15 protein-coding genes are annotated in these 18,382 nt (G+C 70.1%); 13 read left to right on the top strand and 2 right to left on the bottom strand.

Translation table 11 applies throughout. The features are described 5' to 3' along the window. Positions 1 to 200: 200 nt before the first annotated feature. The 9 genes from glyA to MPE_RS16430 all read left to right on the top strand — a co-directional run bounded on the left by glyA (position 201) and on the right by MPE_RS16430 (position 11,463). Positions 201 to 1,466, top strand: a complete 1,266-nt coding sequence (glyA, locus tag MPE_RS16470; RefSeq protein WP_036230590.1) for a serine hydroxymethyltransferase — start codon at positions 201 to 203, stop codon at positions 1,464 to 1,466. Positions 1,467 to 1,533: 67 nt separating this feature from the next. Further along, the gene (locus tag MPE_RS16465) at positions 1,534 to 2,781 is read left to right on the top strand and encodes an aminotransferase class V-fold PLP-dependent enzyme (protein WP_011830837.1); all 1,248 of its coding nucleotides are present in this window, start codon (positions 1,534 to 1,536) and stop codon (positions 2,779 to 2,781) included. Positions 2,782 to 2,918: 137 nt separating this feature from the next. Then, a complete protein-coding gene (locus MPE_RS16460) occupies positions 2,919 to 3,869 on the top strand; it encodes a D-2-hydroxyacid dehydrogenase (RefSeq protein WP_036230595.1) in 951 nt (316 codons plus the stop codon). Positions 3,870 to 3,879: 10 nt separating this feature from the next. Further along, positions 3,880 to 4,740, top strand: coding sequence for an NADP-dependent methylenetetrahydromethanopterin/methylenetetrahydrofolate dehydrogenase (locus tag MPE_RS16455; protein ID WP_011830835.1), 861 nt, complete (start codon positions 3,880 to 3,882; stop codon positions 4,738 to 4,740). 126 nt (positions 4,741 to 4,866) lie between these two features. After that, entirely contained in the window at positions 4,867 to 5,499 is a 633-nt protein-coding gene (gene fchA, locus MPE_RS16450) for a methenyltetrahydrofolate cyclohydrolase (protein ID WP_011830834.1), read from the top strand. Positions 5,500 to 5,550: 51 nt separating this feature from the next. Then, complete coding sequence (locus MPE_RS16445) at positions 5,551 to 6,720, top strand: malate--CoA ligase subunit beta (protein WP_011830833.1); 1,170 nt, start codon at positions 5,551 to 5,553, stop codon at positions 6,718 to 6,720. A gap of 43 nt (positions 6,721 to 6,763) precedes the next feature. Continuing rightward, positions 6,764 to 7,654: a succinate--CoA ligase subunit alpha gene (gene sucD / locus MPE_RS16440; protein WP_011830832.1), complete on the top strand. Its 891-nt coding sequence runs from the start codon at positions 6,764 to 6,766 to the stop codon at positions 7,652 to 7,654. After that, positions 7,654 to 10,416, top strand: a complete 2,763-nt coding sequence (locus MPE_RS16435; RefSeq protein WP_011830831.1) for a phosphoenolpyruvate carboxylase — start codon at positions 7,654 to 7,656, stop codon at positions 10,414 to 10,416. Before sucD ends, MPE_RS16435 begins: the two co-directional genes overlap by 1 nt. A 63-nt stretch (positions 10,417 to 10,479) precedes the next feature. Continuing rightward, positions 10,480 to 11,463 carry an HpcH/HpaI aldolase/citrate lyase family protein gene (locus tag MPE_RS16430; RefSeq protein WP_011830830.1) on the top strand — a complete coding sequence of 328 codons (984 nt, stop codon included), beginning with the start codon at positions 10,480 to 10,482 and terminating at the stop codon, positions 11,461 to 11,463. Positions 11,464 to 11,496: 33 nt separating this feature from the next. On the opposite strand, the gene MPE_RS16425 is transcribed toward MPE_RS16430, so the two are convergent. Beyond that, positions 11,497 to 12,525 carry a LysR family transcriptional regulator gene (locus MPE_RS16425; RefSeq protein WP_011830829.1) on the bottom strand — a complete coding sequence of 343 codons (1,029 nt, stop codon included), beginning with the start codon at positions 12,523 to 12,525 and terminating at the stop codon, positions 11,497 to 11,499. A 348-nt stretch (positions 12,526 to 12,873) separates the two neighbouring features. Continuing rightward, positions 12,874 to 14,055, bottom strand: a complete 1,182-nt coding sequence (gene metK / locus MPE_RS16420) for a methionine adenosyltransferase (protein ID WP_011830828.1) — start codon at positions 14,053 to 14,055, stop codon at positions 12,874 to 12,876. A gap of 174 nt (positions 14,056 to 14,229) precedes the next feature. Between metK and MPE_RS16415 the strand changes: the two genes are divergently transcribed. From MPE_RS16415 to MPE_RS16400, 4 genes are read left to right on the top strand one after another with little or no spacing between them, the layout of a single operon-like run. After that, positions 14,230 to 15,105 carry a lysophospholipid acyltransferase family protein gene (locus MPE_RS16415; RefSeq protein WP_011830827.1) on the top strand — a complete coding sequence of 292 codons (876 nt, stop codon included), beginning with the start codon at positions 14,230 to 14,232 and terminating at the stop codon, positions 15,103 to 15,105. A 1-nt stretch (position 15,106) separates the two neighbouring features. Continuing rightward, positions 15,107 to 15,982, top strand: a complete 876-nt coding sequence (locus MPE_RS16410; RefSeq protein WP_011830826.1) for an LpxL/LpxP family acyltransferase — start codon at positions 15,107 to 15,109, stop codon at positions 15,980 to 15,982. A gap of 53 nt (positions 15,983 to 16,035) precedes the next feature. Continuing rightward, the gene (locus tag MPE_RS16405; RefSeq protein WP_011830825.1) at positions 16,036 to 17,373 is read left to right on the top strand and encodes an NAD(P)H-dependent oxidoreductase; all 1,338 of its coding nucleotides are present in this window, start codon (positions 16,036 to 16,038) and stop codon (positions 17,371 to 17,373) included. A 49-nt stretch (positions 17,374 to 17,422) separates the two neighbouring features. Further along, entirely contained in the window at positions 17,423 to 18,325 is a 903-nt protein-coding gene (locus MPE_RS16400) for an alpha/beta fold hydrolase (protein WP_011830824.1), read from the top strand. Positions 18,326 to 18,382 lie beyond the last annotated feature (57 nt).

The raw sequence follows: 18,382 nt of genomic DNA, 5'->3' as shown, positions 1-18,382 counted from the left end.
TTCAACAGACCGGCTCGTCGCCGGACGGCTTGCGAACGATGTTAGGCGCGGTGCGCGCCGCCGGTCATTGGTCTTTCTGAGCCGGTCGGCCAAAAAGACTAATGAGTCATTTCGACGACCCGCTCCTAGACTTTCTTCACGGTCTGCAGCGGCTTCCAAAGTCGCAACGGACCTCCGAATCAACCCGACTGGAGCCCGCCGTGTTCGATCCCTCCCTGCGCATTGCCGATACCGATCCCGAGCTGTGGACTGCGATGCAGCACGAGCTGCAACGCCAGGAAGACCACGTCGAGCTGATCGCCTCCGAGAACTACGTCAGCCCCGGCGTGATGCGGGTGCAGGGGTCGGTGCTGACCAACAAGTACGCCGAGGGTTATCCCGGCAAGCGCTACTACGGCGGTTGCGAGCATGTCGACGTCGCCGAGCAGCTGGCGATCGATCGCGCGAAGGCCTTGTTCGGCGCCGAATATGCAAACGTACAGCCACATTCGGGCTCGCAGGCCAATGCCGCCGTCTACATGGCGATGCTGCAGCCCGGCGACACCATCCTGGGCATGTCGCTGGCCCACGGCGGCCACCTGACGCACGGCGCGAGCGTGAGCTTCAGCGGCAAGCTCTACAAGGCGGTGTCCTACGGCCTGGAGCCCGAGACCGAGACGATCGACTACGCGCAGGTGGCCGAACTGGCCGCGACGCACAAGCCGAAGATGATCGTCGCCGGCGCGTCGGCCTACTCGATGGTGATCGACTGGCAGCGCCTGCGCGACATCGCCGACCGGAACGGTGCCTACCTGCTGGTCGACATGGCGCACTACGCCGGTCTGATCGCCGCGGGTGAATACCCCAACCCGGTCGGCATCGCGCACTTCGTGACCTCGACCACCCACAAGACGCTGCGCGGTCCGCGCGGCGGCCTGATCCTGTCGAACGCCGAGTTCGAGAAGCCGCTCAACTCGATGATCTTCCCCGGCATCCAGGGCGGCCCGCTGATGCACGTGATCGCCGCCAAGGCGCTGGCCTTCAAGGAGGCGGCCTCGCCGGCGTTCAAGACCTACCAGCAGCAGGTCAAGTCCAACGCCAAGGCGATGGCGAGGACGCTCACCGAGCGCGGCCTGCGCATCGTCTCTGGCGGCACCGAGAGCCACGTGTTCCTGCTCGACCTGCGCGCCAAGAAGATCACCGGCAAGGCCGCCGAGGCCGTGCTCGGCCGTGCGCACATGACCGTGAACAAGAACGCCATCCCCAACGACCCCGAGAAGCCCTTCGTCACCAGCGGCATCCGCATCGGCGCCCCGGCGATGACGACGCGCGGCTTCGGCACGACCGAAGCTACCGCGATCGCGAACCTGATGGCCGACGTGCTGGAGGCACCCGAAAACGATGCCGTGATCGCGCGCGTCGCCACCGAGGTCACGGCGCTGTGCCGGCGATTCCCGGTCTACGGCGCCGACGTCCACGGACTCTGATCGCGCGCACTTTCCCTGCACTTCGACGACCCACCGATTCCGAATCCCAGCAACCAAGGAGACTCACATGGCTGGCCGCAATTTCCTGTTCGTTCCCGGACCCACCAACGTGCCCGAGCGCGTGCAACGCGCGATGGTCGTGTCGATGGAAGACCATCGCTCGTCCAAGTTCCCCGACCTGACCAAGAGCGTGCTCGAGGACCTGAAGGCGGTCTTCAAGACCACCACCGGCACGCCGATCATCTTCCCCGCCACCGGCACCGGCGGCTGGGAAGCGGCGCTCACCAACACGCTGTCGCCCGGCGACCTGGTGCTGGCCTCGCGCTTCGGCCAGTTCAGCCACCTCTGGATCGACATGATCACGCGCCTGGGCTTCCAGGTGGAGACGGTCGAGTGCGAGTGGGGCGAGGGCGTGCCGGTCGAGAAGTACGCCGAGATCCTGGCCAAGGACAAGGGCCACAAGATCAAGGCGGTGATCGCCACCCACAACGAGACCGCCACCGGCGTGACCAGCGACATCGCCGGCGTGCGCAAGGCCCTCGACGACGCCAGGCATCCGGCGCTGCTGCTGGTCGACGCGGTCAGCTCGCTGGGCAGCATCGACTTCCGCATGGACGAGTGGGGCGTGGACATCTGCGTCAGCGGCTCGCAGAAGGGCCTGATGCTGCCGGCCGGCCTGGGCATCGTGTGTGCCAGCGAGAAGGCGCTGAAGGCGCGCGAGTCCTCGACGGCGCCGCGCTGCTTCTTCGACTTCGGCGACATGATCAAGGCCAACGCCACCGGCTACTTCCCGTACACGCCGGCGCTGCCGATGCTCTACGGCCTGCGCGAGTCGCTGACGATGATCAAGGAAGAGGGCCTGGAGAACATCTTCTGGCGCCACACATACCTGGCCTCGGGCGTGCGCGCAGCCGTGCTGGACGGCTGGAAGCTCGGCCTGTGCGCGAAGGATCCGAAGTGGTACTCCGACACCGTGTCGGCGATCGTCGTGCCCGAGGGCATCAACGGCGCGCACGTGATCGACGTGGCCTTCCGCCGCTACAACCTGTCGCTGGGCGCCGGCCTGAGCAAGGTGGCCGGCAAGGTGTTCCGCATCGGCCACCTGGGCGACCTGAACGAGCTGATGGTGCTGGGCGCGCTGGCCGGCGCCGAGATGTCCATGCTCGACGTGGGCATCAGGATCGAGCCGGGCTCGGGCGTGGCCGCGGCGCAGAAGTACTTCCGCACCCACGACAACGTGCCCAAGAAGAAGGTCGCCCGCAGCGAGGTGGTGTATGCGTCGCAGTCGATGGGGTCGACCGAGGGCGCGCATTGATCGACCCCCCCGTTGCGCCTGCGGCGCTCCCCCCGAGGGGGCGCCGCAGGCGGACCGGCGGAGCCGGATCCGCGGCGGCCGCGCGGCTGCGCAGTGGTTGGGTGAGTGGGTGGTGATGAAGAACGATGGAGACTGACATGAGCCATTCCGTGGTGTTCCTGGACCGTGAATCGCTGAAGGCGAAGGTCCGCAAGCCGGCGCAGGCCGAGAGCTATGTGGAGCACGCCAAGACCTCGGTCGACGAGGTGGTCGCGAAGCTGCAGGGCGCGACCGTGGCGATCACCAACAAGGTGCCGCTGCGGGCCGAGACGCTGAAGCAGCTGCCGCAGTTGAAGATGATCGCGGTGGCCGCCACCGGCTACGACGTGATCGACGTGCCCTACTGCAAGGAGCACGGCATCGCGGTCGCCAACATCCGCAACTACGCGGTGCACACGGTGCCGGAGCATGCCTTCGCGCTGATCCTGGCGTTGCGTCGCAACATCCTGGCCTACCGGCAGGACGTGGAGGCGGGCGTGTGGCAGAAGTCGGACCAGTTCTGCTTCTTCACGCACGACATCGGCGACCTGCACGGCGCCACGCTGGGCATCATCGGCGAGGGCGCGATCGGCCAGGGCACCGCGGCGATCGCGCGTGGCTTCGGCATGAAGGTGCTCTTCGCCGACCACGAGCCGCCGAAGATGCCGGGCGTTGAGTTCACGCCCTTCGAGCAGGTGCTTGCCGAGAGCGACGTGATCTCGATGCACTGCCCGCTGACGCCGTCGACGCGCAACCTGATCGGGCTGGAGCAGATGCGCCGCATGAAGCGCAATGCGCTGCTGATCAACACCTCGCGCGGCGGCCTGGTCGACGAGGCGGCGCTGATCCAGGCGCTCGACGAAGGCCTGATCGCCGGCGCCGGCTTCGACGTGCTCACCACCGAGCCGCCGAAGAACGGCCACCCGCTGCTGGACGTGCGGCGCCCGAACTTCATCCTCACACCGCACGTGGCCTGGGCCTCGGACGGCGCGATGCAGTTCCTGGCCGACCAGCTCATCGACAACATCGATCGGTGGGCCGAAGGCCGACCGCAGCATCTGGTGACCTGAGGAGCCGGCGATGAAGAAACTGCTGTACCAATTCGACACCGACCCGCATCCGGCAGTGTTCGACAACGTCGTCGCCTACGACGGCGGCGCCGATCACGTGACGGCCTATGGCGGCATCACGCCGGCCAACGTGGGCGGGCTCGTCGACGGCGCGATCTTCACGCGCGCGCCGAAGGACAAGAAGAACACCGCGATCTTCGTCGGCGGGTCCAACATGGCCGACGGCGAGGCGCTGTTCAAGGCGGTGCGCAAGAAGTTCTTCGCCAACTTCCGCGTGTCGGTGATGCTCGACAGCAACGGCTCGAACACCACCGCCGCGGCCGGTGTGGCGTGGCTGGCGCACGGCCGCTCGCTGGCCGGCAAGCGCGCCGTGGTGCTGGCCGGCACCGGCCCGGTGGGCCAGCGCGCCGCGGTGATGCTGGCGAAGGAGGGCGCGCGCGTGGCGATCACCAGCCGCACGCTGGAGCGCGCGCAGGCGGCCGCACGGGCCATCGCCGAGCGCTTCAAGATCGAGGTCGACGCGATCGAGGCGGACGACAACGCGGCCCGCGCCCGCGCCATCGAAGGCGCGAACCTGGTGTTCGCCACCGGCGCGGCCGGTGTCGCGCTGCTCGACGAGGCGGCCTGGAAGGACCACCCGCAGCTCGAGCTGCTGTCGGACGCCAACGCCACGCCCACGCTGGGCATCGAGGGCATCGACATGATGGACAAGGGTGCGCAGCGTCACGGCAAGACGGTGTTCGGCGCCATCGGTTTCGGCGCGCTGAAGATCGCGCTGCACCGCGCCTGCATCGCCCGCATGTTCGAACAGCAGGATCTCGTGCTCGACGGCGAAGAGATCTACGCCATCGCGAAAACCATGGTGGGGTAGATGACGACCCCCCCGTTGCGGCTGCGCCGCTCCCCCCGAGGGGGCGCCGCTGGCGGGCCGGCCAAGCCGGACCCGCGGCGGCCACTCGGGGGGTCGTGAGATGCGGACGGGGTGTGTGAAGGAGACATGAACGTGATTGACGATCTGACGACAAGCAAGTTTCTCGACGCACTGGCCAGCGGCAACGCCACGCCGGGCGGCGGCAGCGCCGCCGCGATCATGGGCGCGATGGGCGCCGCGCTGGTGTCGATGGTGGCCAACCTCACCATCGGCAAGAAGGGCTACGAGGCCGTCGAGACCGAGATGCGCCAGCTGCTGGCCGAGTCGGAGGCACTGCGCGTGCGCTTGGCCGACATGGTGGCCGAGGACGTGGCGGCCTTCGACACGCTGATGGCCGCCTACAAGCTGCCGAAGGCGAGCGACGACGAGAAGGCCGCGCGCAGCGCGGCCATCCAGGCCGGCCTGAAGCTGGCCACCGAGGCACCGTTGGCCTGTGCCCGCGCCTGCGCCGAGGCAGTGCGCCTGACCGAACGCGCTGTCGCGCACGGCAACCTCAATGTCATCAGCGACGTCGGTGTCGGCGTGGTCGCGGCCTGGGCCGCGCTGCGCAGCGCCGCGCTCAACGTGCACATCAACGCGCCGCAGATCAAGGACCGCGCCTGGGCCGACCGCGCGCTGACCGAGCTGCAGGGCCTGCTCGCCGAATGCGGGCCGCTCTCCGAGCGCGTGCACGACACGGTCAAGGCCAAGCTCGGCTGAGCCGGGCTGCTCGCCGCCCGCCGAATTCCACAGAACCCACAGGAGACCACGATGGACATTCATGAGTACCAGGCCAAGGAACTGCTCGCCGGCTTCGGCGTGCCGGTGCCGCGCGGCAGCGTGGCCTACAGCGCCGACCAGGCCGTCTACGCCGCCACCGAACTCGGCGGCTGGCACTGGGCCGTGAAGGCGCAGATCCACTCCGGCGGCCGCGGCAAGGCCGGCGGCGTGAAGCTGTGCCGCACCTACCAGGAAGTGGCCGCCGCCGCGAAGGCGATGCTCGGCGCCACGCTGGTGACCTACCAGACCGGCCCGGCCGGCAAGGTGGTCAACCGCCTCTACGTCGAGCAGGCCGAACCCTTCGAGCGCGAGCTCTACCTGGGCTTCGTGCTGGACCGCAAGATCGAGCGCATCCGCGTCATCGCCTCGGCCAACGGCGGCATGGAGATCGAGGAGATCGCGCACGACAAGCCCGAGTCGATCCTGCAGATCGAGGTCGAGCCGGCGGTGGGCCTGCAGCCCTTCCAGGCGCGCGAGATCGCCTTCGGCCTGGGCCTCAACATCAAGCAGGTGAGCCAGGCGGTCACGGCCATCATGGGCTGCTACCGCGCCTTCCGCGACCTCGACGCGACGATGGTCGAGATCAACCCGCTGGTGGTCACCAAGGACCAGCGCGTGCTGGCGCTCGACGCCAAGATGAGCTTCGACGACAACGCGCTGTTCCGCCGCCGCCAGATCGCCGAGATGCGCGACGTGGCCGAGGAGGACCCGCGCGAGGCCACCGCCAACCAGCATGGCCTGAACTACGTGGGCCTCGAAGGCGACATCGGCTGCATCATCAACGGCGCCGGCCTCGCCATGGCGACGATGGACATGATCAAGTACGCCGGCGGCGAGCCCGCGAACTTCCTCGACGTCGGTGGCGGCGCCTCGCCCGAGCGCGTCGGTCAGGCCTTCAACCTCGTGCTGTCGGACCGCAACGTCAAGGCGATCCTGGTCAACATCTTCGCCGGCATCAACCGCTGCGACTGGGTGGCGCAGGGCGTGGTGCAGGCCGCCAAGGGCCTGCGCGTTCCGCTGATCGTGCGGCTGGCCGGCACCAACGTGGAGGAGGGCCAGAAGATCGTGCGCGAGTGCGGCTTGCCCATCATCACCGCCGACTCGCTGGCCGAGGCCGCGCAGAAGGCCGTGCAGGCCGCGCGCGAGCACGTGCCCGCCTGAGCCTGACGACGACGACCCTCACCGACGAGAAAGCGAGACACCCATGAGCATCCTGATCGACGAGAAGACCCCCGTCATCGTGCAGGGCTTCACCGGCGACAAGGCGACCTTCCACGCGAAGGAGATGATCGCCTACGGCACCAACGTGGTCGGCGGCGTGACGCCCGGCAAGGGCGGCCAGCGCCACCTGGAACGCCCGGTGTTCAACACCGTCAAGGAAGCGGTCCGAGACACCGGCGCCGAGGCCAGCCTGCTGTTCGTGCCGCCGCCGTTCGCCGCCGACGCCCTGATGGAGGCGGCCGACGCCGGCCTGAAGCTGGTGTGCATCATCACCGACGGCATCCCGGCGCAGGACATGATGCGCGTGAAGCGCTACCTGCGCCGCTACGCGAAGGAGCAGCGCACCACCATCGTCGGCCCCAACTGCGCCGGCATCATCAGCGCCGGCAAGGCCATGCTGGGCATCATGCCGGGCAACATCTACCAGCGTGGCAACGTCGGTATCGTGTCGCGCTCGGGCACGCTGGGCTACGAGGCCGCCGCGCAGATGAAGGCGCTGGGCATCGGCGTGACCACCAGCGTGGGCATCGGCGGCGACCCGATCAACGGCAGCTCCTTCCTCGACCACCTCGAGCGCTTCGAGCAGGACCCGGAGACCAAGGCCGTGATCATGATTGGCGAGATCGGCGGCCCGCAGGAGGCCGAGGCCTCGGCCTGGGTCCAGGCCCACATGAGCAAGCCGGTGGTCGGCTACGTGGCCGGCCTCACCGCGCCGAAGGGCCGCCGCATGGGCCATGCCGGCGCCATCATCTCCGCGGTGGGCGACACGGCGGCCGAGAAGGCCGAGATCATGCGTTCCTACGGCCTGCTGGTGTCGCCGAGCGCGGCCGAGCTGGGCAAGACCGTCGCGCAGGCGTTGACGCGCGTGCAGTGATGGGCGAACGTTCCCGCCCCGACCTCGCGGACCCCGACGAGTCGGCCGCCGGCGCCGAACGCGCCGACGCGCTGGCCCGCTCGGAGCTGCTGCGTGCGGCGCTGATCGGCGTCATCGAACGCTACGAGCCCGAGGTCGCGCGCGTGCTGCGCGGCGAGGCGCCGCTGGAGCGCATGTCCACCCGCCTGCTGGCCCGCACGATCCAGGCGCAGGCGATCTGGTTCCAGCTGCTCGCCATCGCCGAGCAGAACCGCGACATGCGGCGCCGCCGCGAGGTCGAGCGCCAGCGTGGCCATGCGCAGGTGCGCGGCACCTTCGCGCACGTGTTCCACACCGCCGTCGAGGCCGGTCTCGATGCGAAGCAGATCCGCGAGGCGCTGTGCAGCCTGCGCATCCGCCCGGTCATCACCGCGCACCCGACCGAGGCCAAGCGCGTGACGGTGCTCGAACGCCACCGCCGCATCTACCTGCGCCTGTTCGACCTGGAGTCGCCGCGCTGGACCGACCGCGAGCGCGAGGACCTCACCCGCGCGATCAGCGACGAGGTCGAGCTGCTGTGGCTCACCGGCGAGCTGAAGCTCGACAAGCCCACGGTGGACCAGGAAGTGGCCTGGGGCCTGTACTTCTTCGACGAGAACCTGTTCGACGTCGTGCCGCAGCTCTACGGCCGCATCGAGGCCGCGTTCGCGAAGCAGTTCCCCGGCGAGACGCTGGAGCTGCCGGTGGTGTTCGGCTTCGGCTCGTGGATCGGCGGCGACCGCGACGGCAACCCCTTCGTGACCAGCACGGTCACGCGCCACACGCTGTGGCAGATGCGCCTGGCGAGCCTGCGCCGCTACCGCAGCCGGCTGGCCGACCTGGCGCGCAACCTCAGCATCAGCGAGCGGGCCGCCGCGTTGCCGGAGGACTTCCGCGCCGCCGTCGCCGCGGCGCTGGCTGCACTGCCCGACGGCGCCGGCGTGGCCGCGCGCAACCCCGGCGAGCTGTTCCGGCAGTTCATCGCCGGCATGCTGGCCAGGCTCGACGCGACGATCGCACGCAACGGCGAGCAGCCCGAGCCGGCCGACGCCGCGCGCGATGCCGCGCCCTACGAGCATGCCGACCAGCTGATCGGCGACATCGAGCTGATGCACCGTGCACTGGTCGAGACCGGCGCCCAGCCGCTCGCGAAGACCTTCCTCGCACCGCTGCTGCGCGAGGTGCGCACCTTCCGCTTCGCGACGGTGCGCCTGGACATCCGAGAGAACACGATCCGCATCAACGCCACGCTCGGGGAGCTCTACCGTGCCGTGCGGGGCAGCGAGCCGCCGGCCAGCGACAGCGCCGAGTGGAAGGACTGGCTGCTCACCGAGCTGGCCGCGCCGCGCCGCGCCGGCGAGGCGCCGCTCGCCACCGCGGGCCTCACGCCGGAGGCGCAGGAGACGCTGGCGACCTTCCGCACAGTCGCCGAGATGCGCGACCGCGTCGACCGCGAGGCCTTCGGCACGCTGATCCTCAGCATGACCCACAGCGCCACCGATGTGCTGGGCGTCTACCTGCTGGCCAAGCATGCCGGGCTGTTCAACGATGCGCAGGCGGTGGAGCGCTGCACGCTGCCGGTGGTGCCGCTGCTCGAGACCATTCCCGACCTGCGGCGCGCGCCGGCCATCCTGAAGGAGCTGCTCGCGGTGCCGCTGGTGCAGCGCTCGCTGCGCCTGCACGGCAACGTGCAGGAGGTGATGATCGGCTACTCGGACTCCAACAAGGATGGAGGCTACTTCACCGCCAACTGGGAGCTGAGCAAGGCGCAGGCGACGATGACGCGGCTGGGCGAGGATCTCGGCGTCAAGATCGCCTTCTTCCACGGCCGCGGCGGCTCGGTGAGCCGCGGCGGCGCGCCCACCGGCCGCGCGATCGCGGCGCTGCCCGCGGGCTCGATCCGCGGCGGCTTCCGCAGCACCGAGCAGGGCGAGGTGGTGTCGTACAAGTACGCCAACCGCGGCACCGCGCATTACCAGGTGGAGCTGCTCGCGTCGTCGGTGCTGCAGCACGTGCTGCTGTCCGAGCGCGAGTCCGCGCTGGTGCCCAAGCACGAGTTCGACGAGGCGATGGAGGCGATCTCCGGCGTGTCGTGGACGGCTTACCGCCAGCTGATGGAGTCGGAGCACCTGCTCGCCTACCTGCAGGGCTCCAGCCCGCTGGAGGAGCTGGCCCTGCTCAACATCGGCTCGCGGCCGGCGCGGCGCACGCAGGCGCGCACGCTGGCCGACCTGCGCGCGATCCCCTGGGTGTTCGCGTGGACGCAGAACCGCCACATGCTGACCGGCTGGTACGGCCTGGGCAGCGGGCTGGCGGCCTTCGTCGAGGTGCGCAAGGCGCGCGGGCTCGACCTGCTGCAGCGCATGTTCCACGAGGGCCGGCTGTTCCGCACCGTGATCGACGAGGTGGAGAAGACGCTGCTGACGGTCGACCTCGACATCGCGCGCGAGTTCGCCGGCCTGGTGGCCGACCCGGCGGTGCGAGAGCCGATCTTCCAGGCCATCGAGCGCGAGTACCGCCTCACCTGCGAGATGGTGCTGAAGGTGTCGGGCGGCAGGCAGGTGGCCGAGCGCTTCCCGCAGCTGCGTCGCCGTCTGGCGCGCCGGCTGCAGACCATGAACCAGGTCAGCCGCGAGCAGGTGCAACTGCTGCGCGCGCTGCGCGACGGCGGCGACGACGACGTGCGCACCGCCTTCCTGCTGTCGATCAACTGCGCGGCCGCCGGCCTGGGCGCCACCGGCTGACGCGTCGGGCGACCCACTGCCTTTCTCCGCTTTCCCCTTTTCCATCATCGAGGACTTGCTGCCATGAGCTTCACCATCATCGACCAGGCCACGCCGCGCCTGCACCGCTCCGAGCTGGCCGTGCCTGGCACCAACACGGCGATGTTCGAGAAGGCCGCCGCGTCGGCCGCCGACATCGTGTTCCTCGACCTCGAGGACGCGGTGGCGCCCGACGACAAGCCGCAGGCGCGCAAGAACATCATCCAGGGCCTCAACGAGGTGGACTGGGGCACGAAGACGATGATGATCCGCATCAACGGCCTCGACACCCACTACATGTACCGCGACGTGGTCGACATCGTCGAGGCCTGCCCGCGGCTCGACATGATCCTGATCCCGAAGGCCGGCGTCGCCGCCGACGTGTACGCGATCGACATGCTGGTCACGCAGATCGAGAACGCCAAGGGGCGCAGCAAGCGCATCGGCTTCGAGGTGCTGATCGAGACGGCGCTCGGCATGGCCAACGTCGAGGCGATCGCTCAGTCGAGCCGGCGGCTGGAGGCGATGAGCTTCGGCGTGGCCGACTACGCCGCGTCGACGCGCGCCCGCACCACGGTGATCGGCGGCGTGAACAAGGACTCGGTGGTGCTGACCGACAAGGACGAGCAGGGCAACCGCCAGGCGTTCTGGACCGACCCCTGGCATGCCGCGCAGACCCGCATGATGGTGGCCTGCCGCGCCTACGGCCTGCGCCCGATCGACGGCCCGTTCGGCGACTTCGGTGACCCCGACGGCTACAGGGCCGCGGCCAACCGCGCGGCCGTGCTGGGCTACGAGGGCAAGTGGGCGATCCACCCGTCGCAGATCGAGCTGGCCAACGGGGTGTTCACGCCGTCCGAGGCCGAGGTGACCAAGGCGCGCCGCATCCTCGAGGCGATGGCGCAGGCCGCGAAGGAAGGCCGCGGCGCGGTCTCGCTCGACGGCCGCCTGATCGACATCGCCAGCATCCGCATGGCCGAGGCGCTGCTCGCGAAGGCCGATTCGATCAGCGCGGCGGCCAAGGGCTGAGGCGGCGCGGGGACGCGCGCCCGGCTGCCTCGGTCACGCCGCGCTGCGCACCACCTTCTTGCGCGCCGGGACGGTCGGCTCCGCGGCGGCAGCGCTCACGGCCGGTGCCCCGGCCGCGGCGCTCTTGCGCCGCATGTGCTCCAGCCGCCAGTGGATCCAGGCCTGGCCATGCACGCGCAGGAACTGCTCGAAGGCGGCGGCGGCGGCGGGCACCGGCCGGCCGGCCAGGTGCATCACGTGCCAGTCGCGTTCGATCGGACAGTCCGGCATCGGCAGGATGGCCAGCATGCCGGTCTCCAGCTCCAGCACGCAGGAGTGCAAGGAGAGGAAGGCCACGCCGAAGCCGGCCGCGCACATCTGCTTGATGGCCTCGTTGCTCGACATCTCGGAGCCGATGGTCAGCGACACGCCGGCGTCCTTGAACAACTGCTCGACCGTGGTGCGCGTGCCGGAGCCGCGCTCGCGCACCAGCAGGTTGGCCTGGTTCAGCGCAGCGAGGCCGGGCTTGGGCGTGGTCATCAGCGGGTGCGACGGCGCGGCGACGAAGGCCATCGGGTGCTTCGCGAACGCGGCGGAGATGGTCTTCAGCTCGGCGGGCGGGCGGCCCATGATGGCCAGGTCGATGTCCTGTCCGGCGAGCTGGTTCACCACGTCGGCGCGGTTGCCGATCTGCAGCTTCACCTTCACCTGCGGGTGCTCGCGCACGAACTCCAGCAGCAGCGGCGGCAGCAGGTACTCGGCGGTGGTCACGGCGCCGATGCGCAGCAGGCCGGCGATGTCGCCGCAGTGCGCCGCCATCGCGTCGCCGGCCTCGCCCCACAGGTCGAGGATGCGGCTGGCGTAGCCGGCCAGCAGCTCGCCGGCCTCGGTGAGCTTCACCCCCCGCGCGCTGCGCCGCAGGAGCGGCGTGCCGGCCGCGTCTTCCAGGATGCCGAGCTGGATCGACACCGCCGGCTGCGTGAGGTGCATCTCGTCGGCCGCGCGCGACACGCTGCCGAGCCGCGCGACCGCGTTGAAGGCGGCGAGCTGGCGGAAGGTGGCGTTGCGGAGGGGGTTGCTCATCGGACGGCGTGTCGACCCATTAGGCTACGCGATCGGCCCGGCCCGTTCCTGTTTTGCAGAACCGAATAGCCCGGTCGCAGTCAGGGCGACTCCCTGGGGGCTTGCCCCCGGCGGGATGGCTGCGGGACAGCCGGTCTGGCCGCAGCGTCGGGTCGCCACGGCCTGGACGGCCGCTGCATCCTGTCAGCGGCTGCGCCGAGGATTCTTCTGGCTGCGGCACGGGCCTGGAGGCCCTTCACTTCGCTGGCGCGAAGTGAGCCTGCGCCGCAGCTTTGTGGTCTGCGTTCACGTCGTTGCGCGACATGAACTTCGCCCCAAGGCGAACGAGGCGCTACGCGCCTGCCGGGCTCAACGCCCGGCCGCTGCTCGCAGCGCGTTCGCCTTGTCGGTCTTCTCCCAGCTGAACTCGGGTTCTTCGCGGCCGAAGTGGCCGTAGGCTGCGGTTTTCTCATAGATCGGGCGCAGCAGATCGAGCATCTGGATGATGCCCTTGGGGCGCAGGTCGAAGTGCTCGGCCACCAGCCTGGCGAGCTGGTCGTCGGGGATCACGCCGGTGCCTTCGGTGTAGACCGTGATGTTCATCGGCCGCGCCACGCCGATCGCGTAGGCCACCTGGATCTGGCACTGCCGCGCCAGGCCGGCGGCGACGATGTTCTTGGCCACGTAGCGCGCGGCATAGGCGGCCGAGCGGTCGACCTTGGTCGGGTCCTTGCCGGAGAACGCACCGCCGCCGTGCGGGCAGGCGCCGCCATAGGTGTCGACGATGATCTTGCGGCCGGTCAGGCCGCAGTCACCCTGGGGGCCGCCGATGACGAAGCGGCCGGTCGGGTTGATCAGGTACTTGGTGTCCTTCAGCCATTCCTTGGGCAGCACCGGCTTGATGATCTCTTCGATGATGGCCTCGGTGAACGAGGCCTTCATCTTCTTCGCGGTCTCGCTCTGGTCGGGGCTGTGCTGGGTGGACAGCACCACGGTGTCGATGCTGTGCGGCTTGCCGTCCACGTAGCGCATCGTCACCTGGCTCTTCGCGTCGGGCCGCAGGAAGGGCAGGCGGCCGTCCTTGCGCAGCTGCGCCTGACGCTCGACGAGGCGGTGCGCATAGTAGATCGGCGCGGGCATCAGCTCGGGCGTCTCGTCGCAGGCGTAGCCGAACATCAGGCCCTGGTCGCCGGCGCCGGTGTTCAGGTGGTCGTCGCTGGCCTGGTCGACGCCCTGCGCGATGTCGTTGCTCTGCTTGTCGTAGGCCACCAGCACCGCGCAGCCCTTGTAGTCGATGCCGTACTCGGTGTTGTCGTAGCCGATGCGCTTGATCGTGTCGCGCGCGACCTGGATGTAGTCGACGTGCGCGTTGGTCGTGATCTCGCCGGCCAGCACCACGAGGCCGGTGTTGGTCAGCGTCTCGGCCGCCACGCGCGAGCGCGGGTCCTGCGCGAAGATCGCATCGAGGATGGCGTCCGAGATCTGGTCGGCCACCTTGTCGGGGTGCCCTTCGGAGACGGACTCAGAGGTGAAAAGGAAGTCGTTGGCCACTCTTAAACTCCATCAATCGATCCATTGCAACTCGCGTTGCCGGCCCGGGTCGGGAGGAGCGGCGAACGCTTTAGCGGTTTGTTGGGTCCTTCGACCCGGCAGACCCGACCGGCCCTGCAATCGCCCCGCAAGTAGTTCCGTAACTCGGCGACGCCACAATTCTAACGACCCTCGATGAGCCGATTCCTGACGACCCTGATGCGCGTGCTGTCCGGCTGGCCGCTGTGGCTGCTGCACGGCCTCGGCGCGCCGATCGGCTGGCTGGTCTATGCCGCCTCGGGCGACTACCGGCGCCGCTTCCGCGCCAACGTGGCGCTCGCCGGCGTGCCGTGGCCGCAGGCGCGGCAGGCCATCGGCGCGGCCGGCCGCATGCTCACCGAGCTGCCACCGCTGTGGGCCCGCCCGCCCGAGGCCGCGCTGCCGATGACGGTGCAGTGGCAGGGCGGCGAACTGATCGAACGGGCCCAGGCCGCCGGTCGCGGGCTGGTGATGCTGACGCCCCACCTCGGCTGCTTCGAGGTCGTGGGGCAGTCGTATGCCGAGCACTACGGCGCCGGCCGCGGCGCGATGACGGTGCTCTACCGCCCGGCGCGCAAGCCCTGGCTGCGCCCGCTGGTCGAGGCGGCGCGCCGCCGGCCCGGGCTCGATGCCGCGCCCGCCACGCTGGGTGGCGTGCGCCAGATGATCCGCGCGCTCAAGCGAGGCGAGGTCGTCGGCCTGCTGCCTGACCAGGTACCGCCCGAGGGCCTGGGCGTGTGGGCGCCGTTCTTCGGCCAGCCGGCCTACACGATGACCCTGGCCGCGCGCCTGGTGCAGCAGACCGGTGCGGCGCTGCTGCTGATCTGGGGCGAGCGCCTGCCCGGCGGCGCTGGCTACCGGGTGCGCGTCAGCGAGCTCGGCGAGCCGCTGCCCGCCGACCCGGCCGAGGCCGCCGCGGCCATCAACCGCGCGATGGAAGGCCTGATCCGCCAGTGCCCGCAGCAATACCTGTGGGGCTACCACCGCTACAAGCAACCACGCTCCGGCGGTGTCGCCGGCGCCGACGACTGACATGCGCCTCGTTCTCTTCCTGCTGTGGCTGCTGCACTGGCTGCCCTTGCCGATCCTCGCCGCGCTGGGCCGCGGCCTCGGGCGGCTGCTGTGGCACGTGGCCGGGTCGCGCCGGCGCATCGCGCTGCGCAACCTCGCGCTGTGTTTCCCGGCCTGGACCGAAGACCAGCGCCAGGCGCTGGCGCGCGAGCATTTCCATTGGCTGGGCCGCAGCCTGCTCGAGCGCGGCCTGCTCTGGTATGCCTCGCCGGCCCGCCTGCGTCGCTTGATGCACATCGAGGGGCCGGCCAGCTTCGCCGATACCCACGACGGCCCGGTGATGTGGCTGGTGCCGCACTTCATGGGCCTCGACGTGGCCGGCGCCGCGGTGCAGCTGTTCGTGGCGCGGCCCGGCTGTTCCATCTACCAGGCGCAGAGCAACAAGGTGTTCGACGCAGCGCTGCGACGCGCCCGGCTGCGCTACGGCAACGCCAGGATCTTCGCGCGCAACGAGACCGCCAAGCCGCTGATGCGCGCCATCAAGGACGGCATGGGCTTCTTCAATCTGCCCGACATGGATTTCGGCGCCAAGGATGCGGCCTTCGTGCCCTTCTTCGGCGTGCCGGCCGCCACGCTGCTGGCGCCGTCGCGCATGGCGCGGCTGCTGGGCATGAAGGTGCAGCCGGTCATCGCCTACATGCTGCCCGGCGGACGCGGCTACCGGGTGCGCTTCTTCGAGCCCTGGGACGACTTCCCGACCGTTGATGCCGAGGCCGACACCCTGCGCATGAACCGCTGGATCGAGGAGCGCATCCGCGAGCACGTGGCGCAGTATCTTTGGGTCCACAAGCGCTTCAAGACGCGACCGCCCGGCGAGGCGCCGCTGTACGGCGGCTGAACTTCCCCGACGGAGCGCGCTCCACCCGCTACACCCTCGACAGGAGACGCCCCATGAACCTTCACGCCATGCTCGCGCAGCGCGCCGCCGACGGCCGCCCGCTGCGGGTGGCCCTGATCGGCGCCGGCAAGTTCGGCTCCATGTTCCTGAGTCAGGTGCGCCGCACCCCCGGACTGCACCTGGTGGCGGTGTCCGACCTGAGCCCGGCACGCGCGAAGGCGGCGCTGCTGTCGGTAGGCTGGGACGAGGACCGGCTCGGCGCGAAGACCCTGGACGACGCCCATCGCAGCGGCAGCACCTGCCTCACCGACGACACGCCGGCCGTGATCGCCAGCGACGCGGTCGAGGTGGTGATCGACGCCACCGGCTCGCCGGCCGCCGGCATTGCCCACGTGCTGGCGTGCTGCCGGCACGGCAAGCACATCGTGATGGTCAACGTGGAGGCCGACGCGCTGGCCGGCCCGCTGCTGGCGCGCAAGGCGCGCGAGGCCGGCATCGTCTACTCGCTGGCCTACGGCGACCAGCCGGCGCTGATCTGCGAGATGGTCGACTGGGCGCGCACTGCGGGCTTCCAGGTGGTGGCCGCCGGCAAGGGCACCAAGTACCTGCCGAGCTACCACGCCAGCACGCCCGATACGGTGTGGAACCACTACGGCCTGAGCGCCGACGACGCCAGGGCGGGCGGCATGAACGCGCAGATGTTCAACAGCTTCCTCGACGGCACCAAGAGCGCCATCGAGATGGCCGCGGTGTCCAACGCCTGCGGCCTGACACCGGCCGACGACGGGCTGGCCTTCCCGCCCTGCGGCGTGGATGACCTGGCGCGCCTGCTCAAGCCGCGCGCCGACGGCGGCCTGCTGCAGCACCGCGGCCAGGTGGAGGTGATCTCCTCGCTGGAGCGCGACGGCCGCCCGGTGTTCCGCGACCTGCGCTGGGGCGTCTACGTCACCTTCGCGGCCGACAGCGAGTACGTGCGCCGCTGCTTCAAGGAGTACGGCCTTGTCACCGACCCGAGCGGCGAGTACTCGTCGATGTACAAGCCCTTCCACCTGATCGGCCTGGAACTCGGCATCAGCGTGGCCAGCGCCGGCCTGCGCCGCGAGGCGACCGGCGCGGCCACCGGATGGCGCGGCGACGTGGTGGCGACCGCCAAGCGCGCGCTGCGTGCCGGCGAGGTGCTCGACGGCGAGGGCGGCTACACCGTCTACGGCAAGCTGATGCCGGCGGCCACCTCGCTGGCCGGCGGCTACCTGCCGCTGGGGCTGGCGCACAAGGTCAGGCTCAAGCGCGACATCGCCGACGGGCGGCCGGTCGGATGGAACGACGTGGAGTTCGATGCCCGCAGCGAGGCGGTGCAGTTCCGCCGCGAGATGGAAGCGGCCTTCCGCTGAACGTCGGGGCCCGGGAAGCGCATCCGTGGGCGCCGGGAAGGAGAACGCAATGGACGAACAGGCAGCCTCGGAATTCCGGCGCGGCAGCGTGCGCGCCGCCGGCCTGCAGTTCCACTATCTCGAGGCCGGCAGCGGGCCACTGGCACTGTGCCTGCACGGATTTCCCGATTCGCCCTGGACCTACCGCCATCTGCTGCCGCGCCTGGCCCGGGCCGGCTACCGCGCCGTGGCACCCTTCATGCGCGGCTATGCGCCGACCGGGGTGCCGGCCGACGGCGACTTCTCGAGCCGCGCGCTGGCGAACGATCCCAACGCGCTGCACCAGGCGCTGGGCGGCGCCGGTGACGCCGTGCTGATCGCCCACGACTGGGGTGCCTTCGCCGCCTACGGTGCGCTGGCCGCCGAGCCCGCGCGCTGGCGCCGCGCGGTGATCGGCAGCGTGCCGCACTTCCGCGTGTTCGGGGCGATCGCGTCGCGCTACCCGCAGCTCAAGCGCTCGTTCTACTTCTGGCTGTTCCAGATGGACATCGCCGAACGCTGGGTGGCCGCGAACGACCTGGCCTTCCTCGAGCAGTTGTGGCGCGACTGGTCGCCGGGCCACGAGCCTGCGGCGGAGATGGCGCACGTGAAGGCCTGCCTGCGCGACCCGGCCCACCTGCACGCGGCGCTGGGCTACTACCGCGACTTCTTCGCTCCGCAGCGCTTCGGCACGCCGGCCTGGGCCGACGAGCATGCCGCGGTGCTGGGCCGGCCGGTGCCGCAGCCCACGCTCTACCTGCACGGCAACGACGACGGCTGCATCGCGCTCGACGCGGCGGCGGCCGAGGCCATGCTCGGCCAACTGGGCCCGGGCTCCGAGGTCGACCGCATCGACGGCGTGGGCCACTTCTTCTGGGTCGAGCGGCCCGATGCGATCAACGATCGCGTGCTGCGCTTCCTGCAGACTCACTGAGGGGCCGCTTTCTCCCGCACCACGGCGCCACCCGACGCGCGTGCGGCCGAGCGCCCA

Source organism: Methylibium petroleiphilum PM1 (assembly GCF_000015725.1).
GTDB lineage: Bacteria > Pseudomonadota > Gammaproteobacteria > Burkholderiales > Burkholderiaceae_C > Methylibium > Methylibium petroleiphilum.
Note: the sequence above shows the minus strand (reverse complement) of the source record. Positions and strands in the feature narration are given on the sequence as shown.

What these genes read in the sequence shown, in the direction of transcription:
- MPE_RS16435 (WP_011830831.1), top strand. Translation starts at nt 7,654, where the DNA reads ATGGGCGAACGTTCCCGCCCCGACCTCGCGGACCCCGACGAGTCGGCC.
- MPE_RS16445 (WP_011830833.1), top strand. Translation starts at nt 5,551, where the DNA reads ATGGACATTCATGAGTACCAGGCCAAGGAACTGCTCGCCGGCTTCGGC.
- MPE_RS16415 (WP_011830827.1), top strand. Translation starts at nt 14,230, where the DNA reads ATGAGCCGATTCCTGACGACCCTGATGCGCGTGCTGTCCGGCTGGCCG.
- fchA (WP_011830834.1), top strand. Translation starts at nt 4,867, where the DNA reads ATGAACGTGATTGACGATCTGACGACAAGCAAGTTTCTCGACGCACTG.
- sucD (WP_011830832.1), top strand. Translation starts at nt 6,764, where the DNA reads ATGAGCATCCTGATCGACGAGAAGACCCCCGTCATCGTGCAGGGCTTC.
- MPE_RS16455 (WP_011830835.1), top strand. Translation starts at nt 3,880, where the DNA reads ATGAAGAAACTGCTGTACCAATTCGACACCGACCCGCATCCGGCAGTG.
- MPE_RS16410 (WP_011830826.1), top strand. Translation starts at nt 15,107, where the DNA reads ATGCGCCTCGTTCTCTTCCTGCTGTGGCTGCTGCACTGGCTGCCCTTG.
- MPE_RS16460 (WP_036230595.1), top strand. Translation starts at nt 2,919, where the DNA reads ATGAGCCATTCCGTGGTGTTCCTGGACCGTGAATCGCTGAAGGCGAAG.
- MPE_RS16405 (WP_011830825.1), top strand. Translation starts at nt 16,036, where the DNA reads ATGAACCTTCACGCCATGCTCGCGCAGCGCGCCGCCGACGGCCGCCCG.
- MPE_RS16400 (WP_011830824.1), top strand. Translation starts at nt 17,423, where the DNA reads ATGGACGAACAGGCAGCCTCGGAATTCCGGCGCGGCAGCGTGCGCGCC.
- MPE_RS16465 (WP_011830837.1), top strand. Translation starts at nt 1,534, where the DNA reads ATGGCTGGCCGCAATTTCCTGTTCGTTCCCGGACCCACCAACGTGCCC.
- MPE_RS16425 (WP_011830829.1), bottom strand. Translation starts at nt 12,525, where the DNA reads ATGAGCAACCCCCTCCGCAACGCCACCTTCCGCCAGCTCGCCGCCTTC.
- MPE_RS16430 (WP_011830830.1), top strand. Translation starts at nt 10,480, where the DNA reads ATGAGCTTCACCATCATCGACCAGGCCACGCCGCGCCTGCACCGCTCC.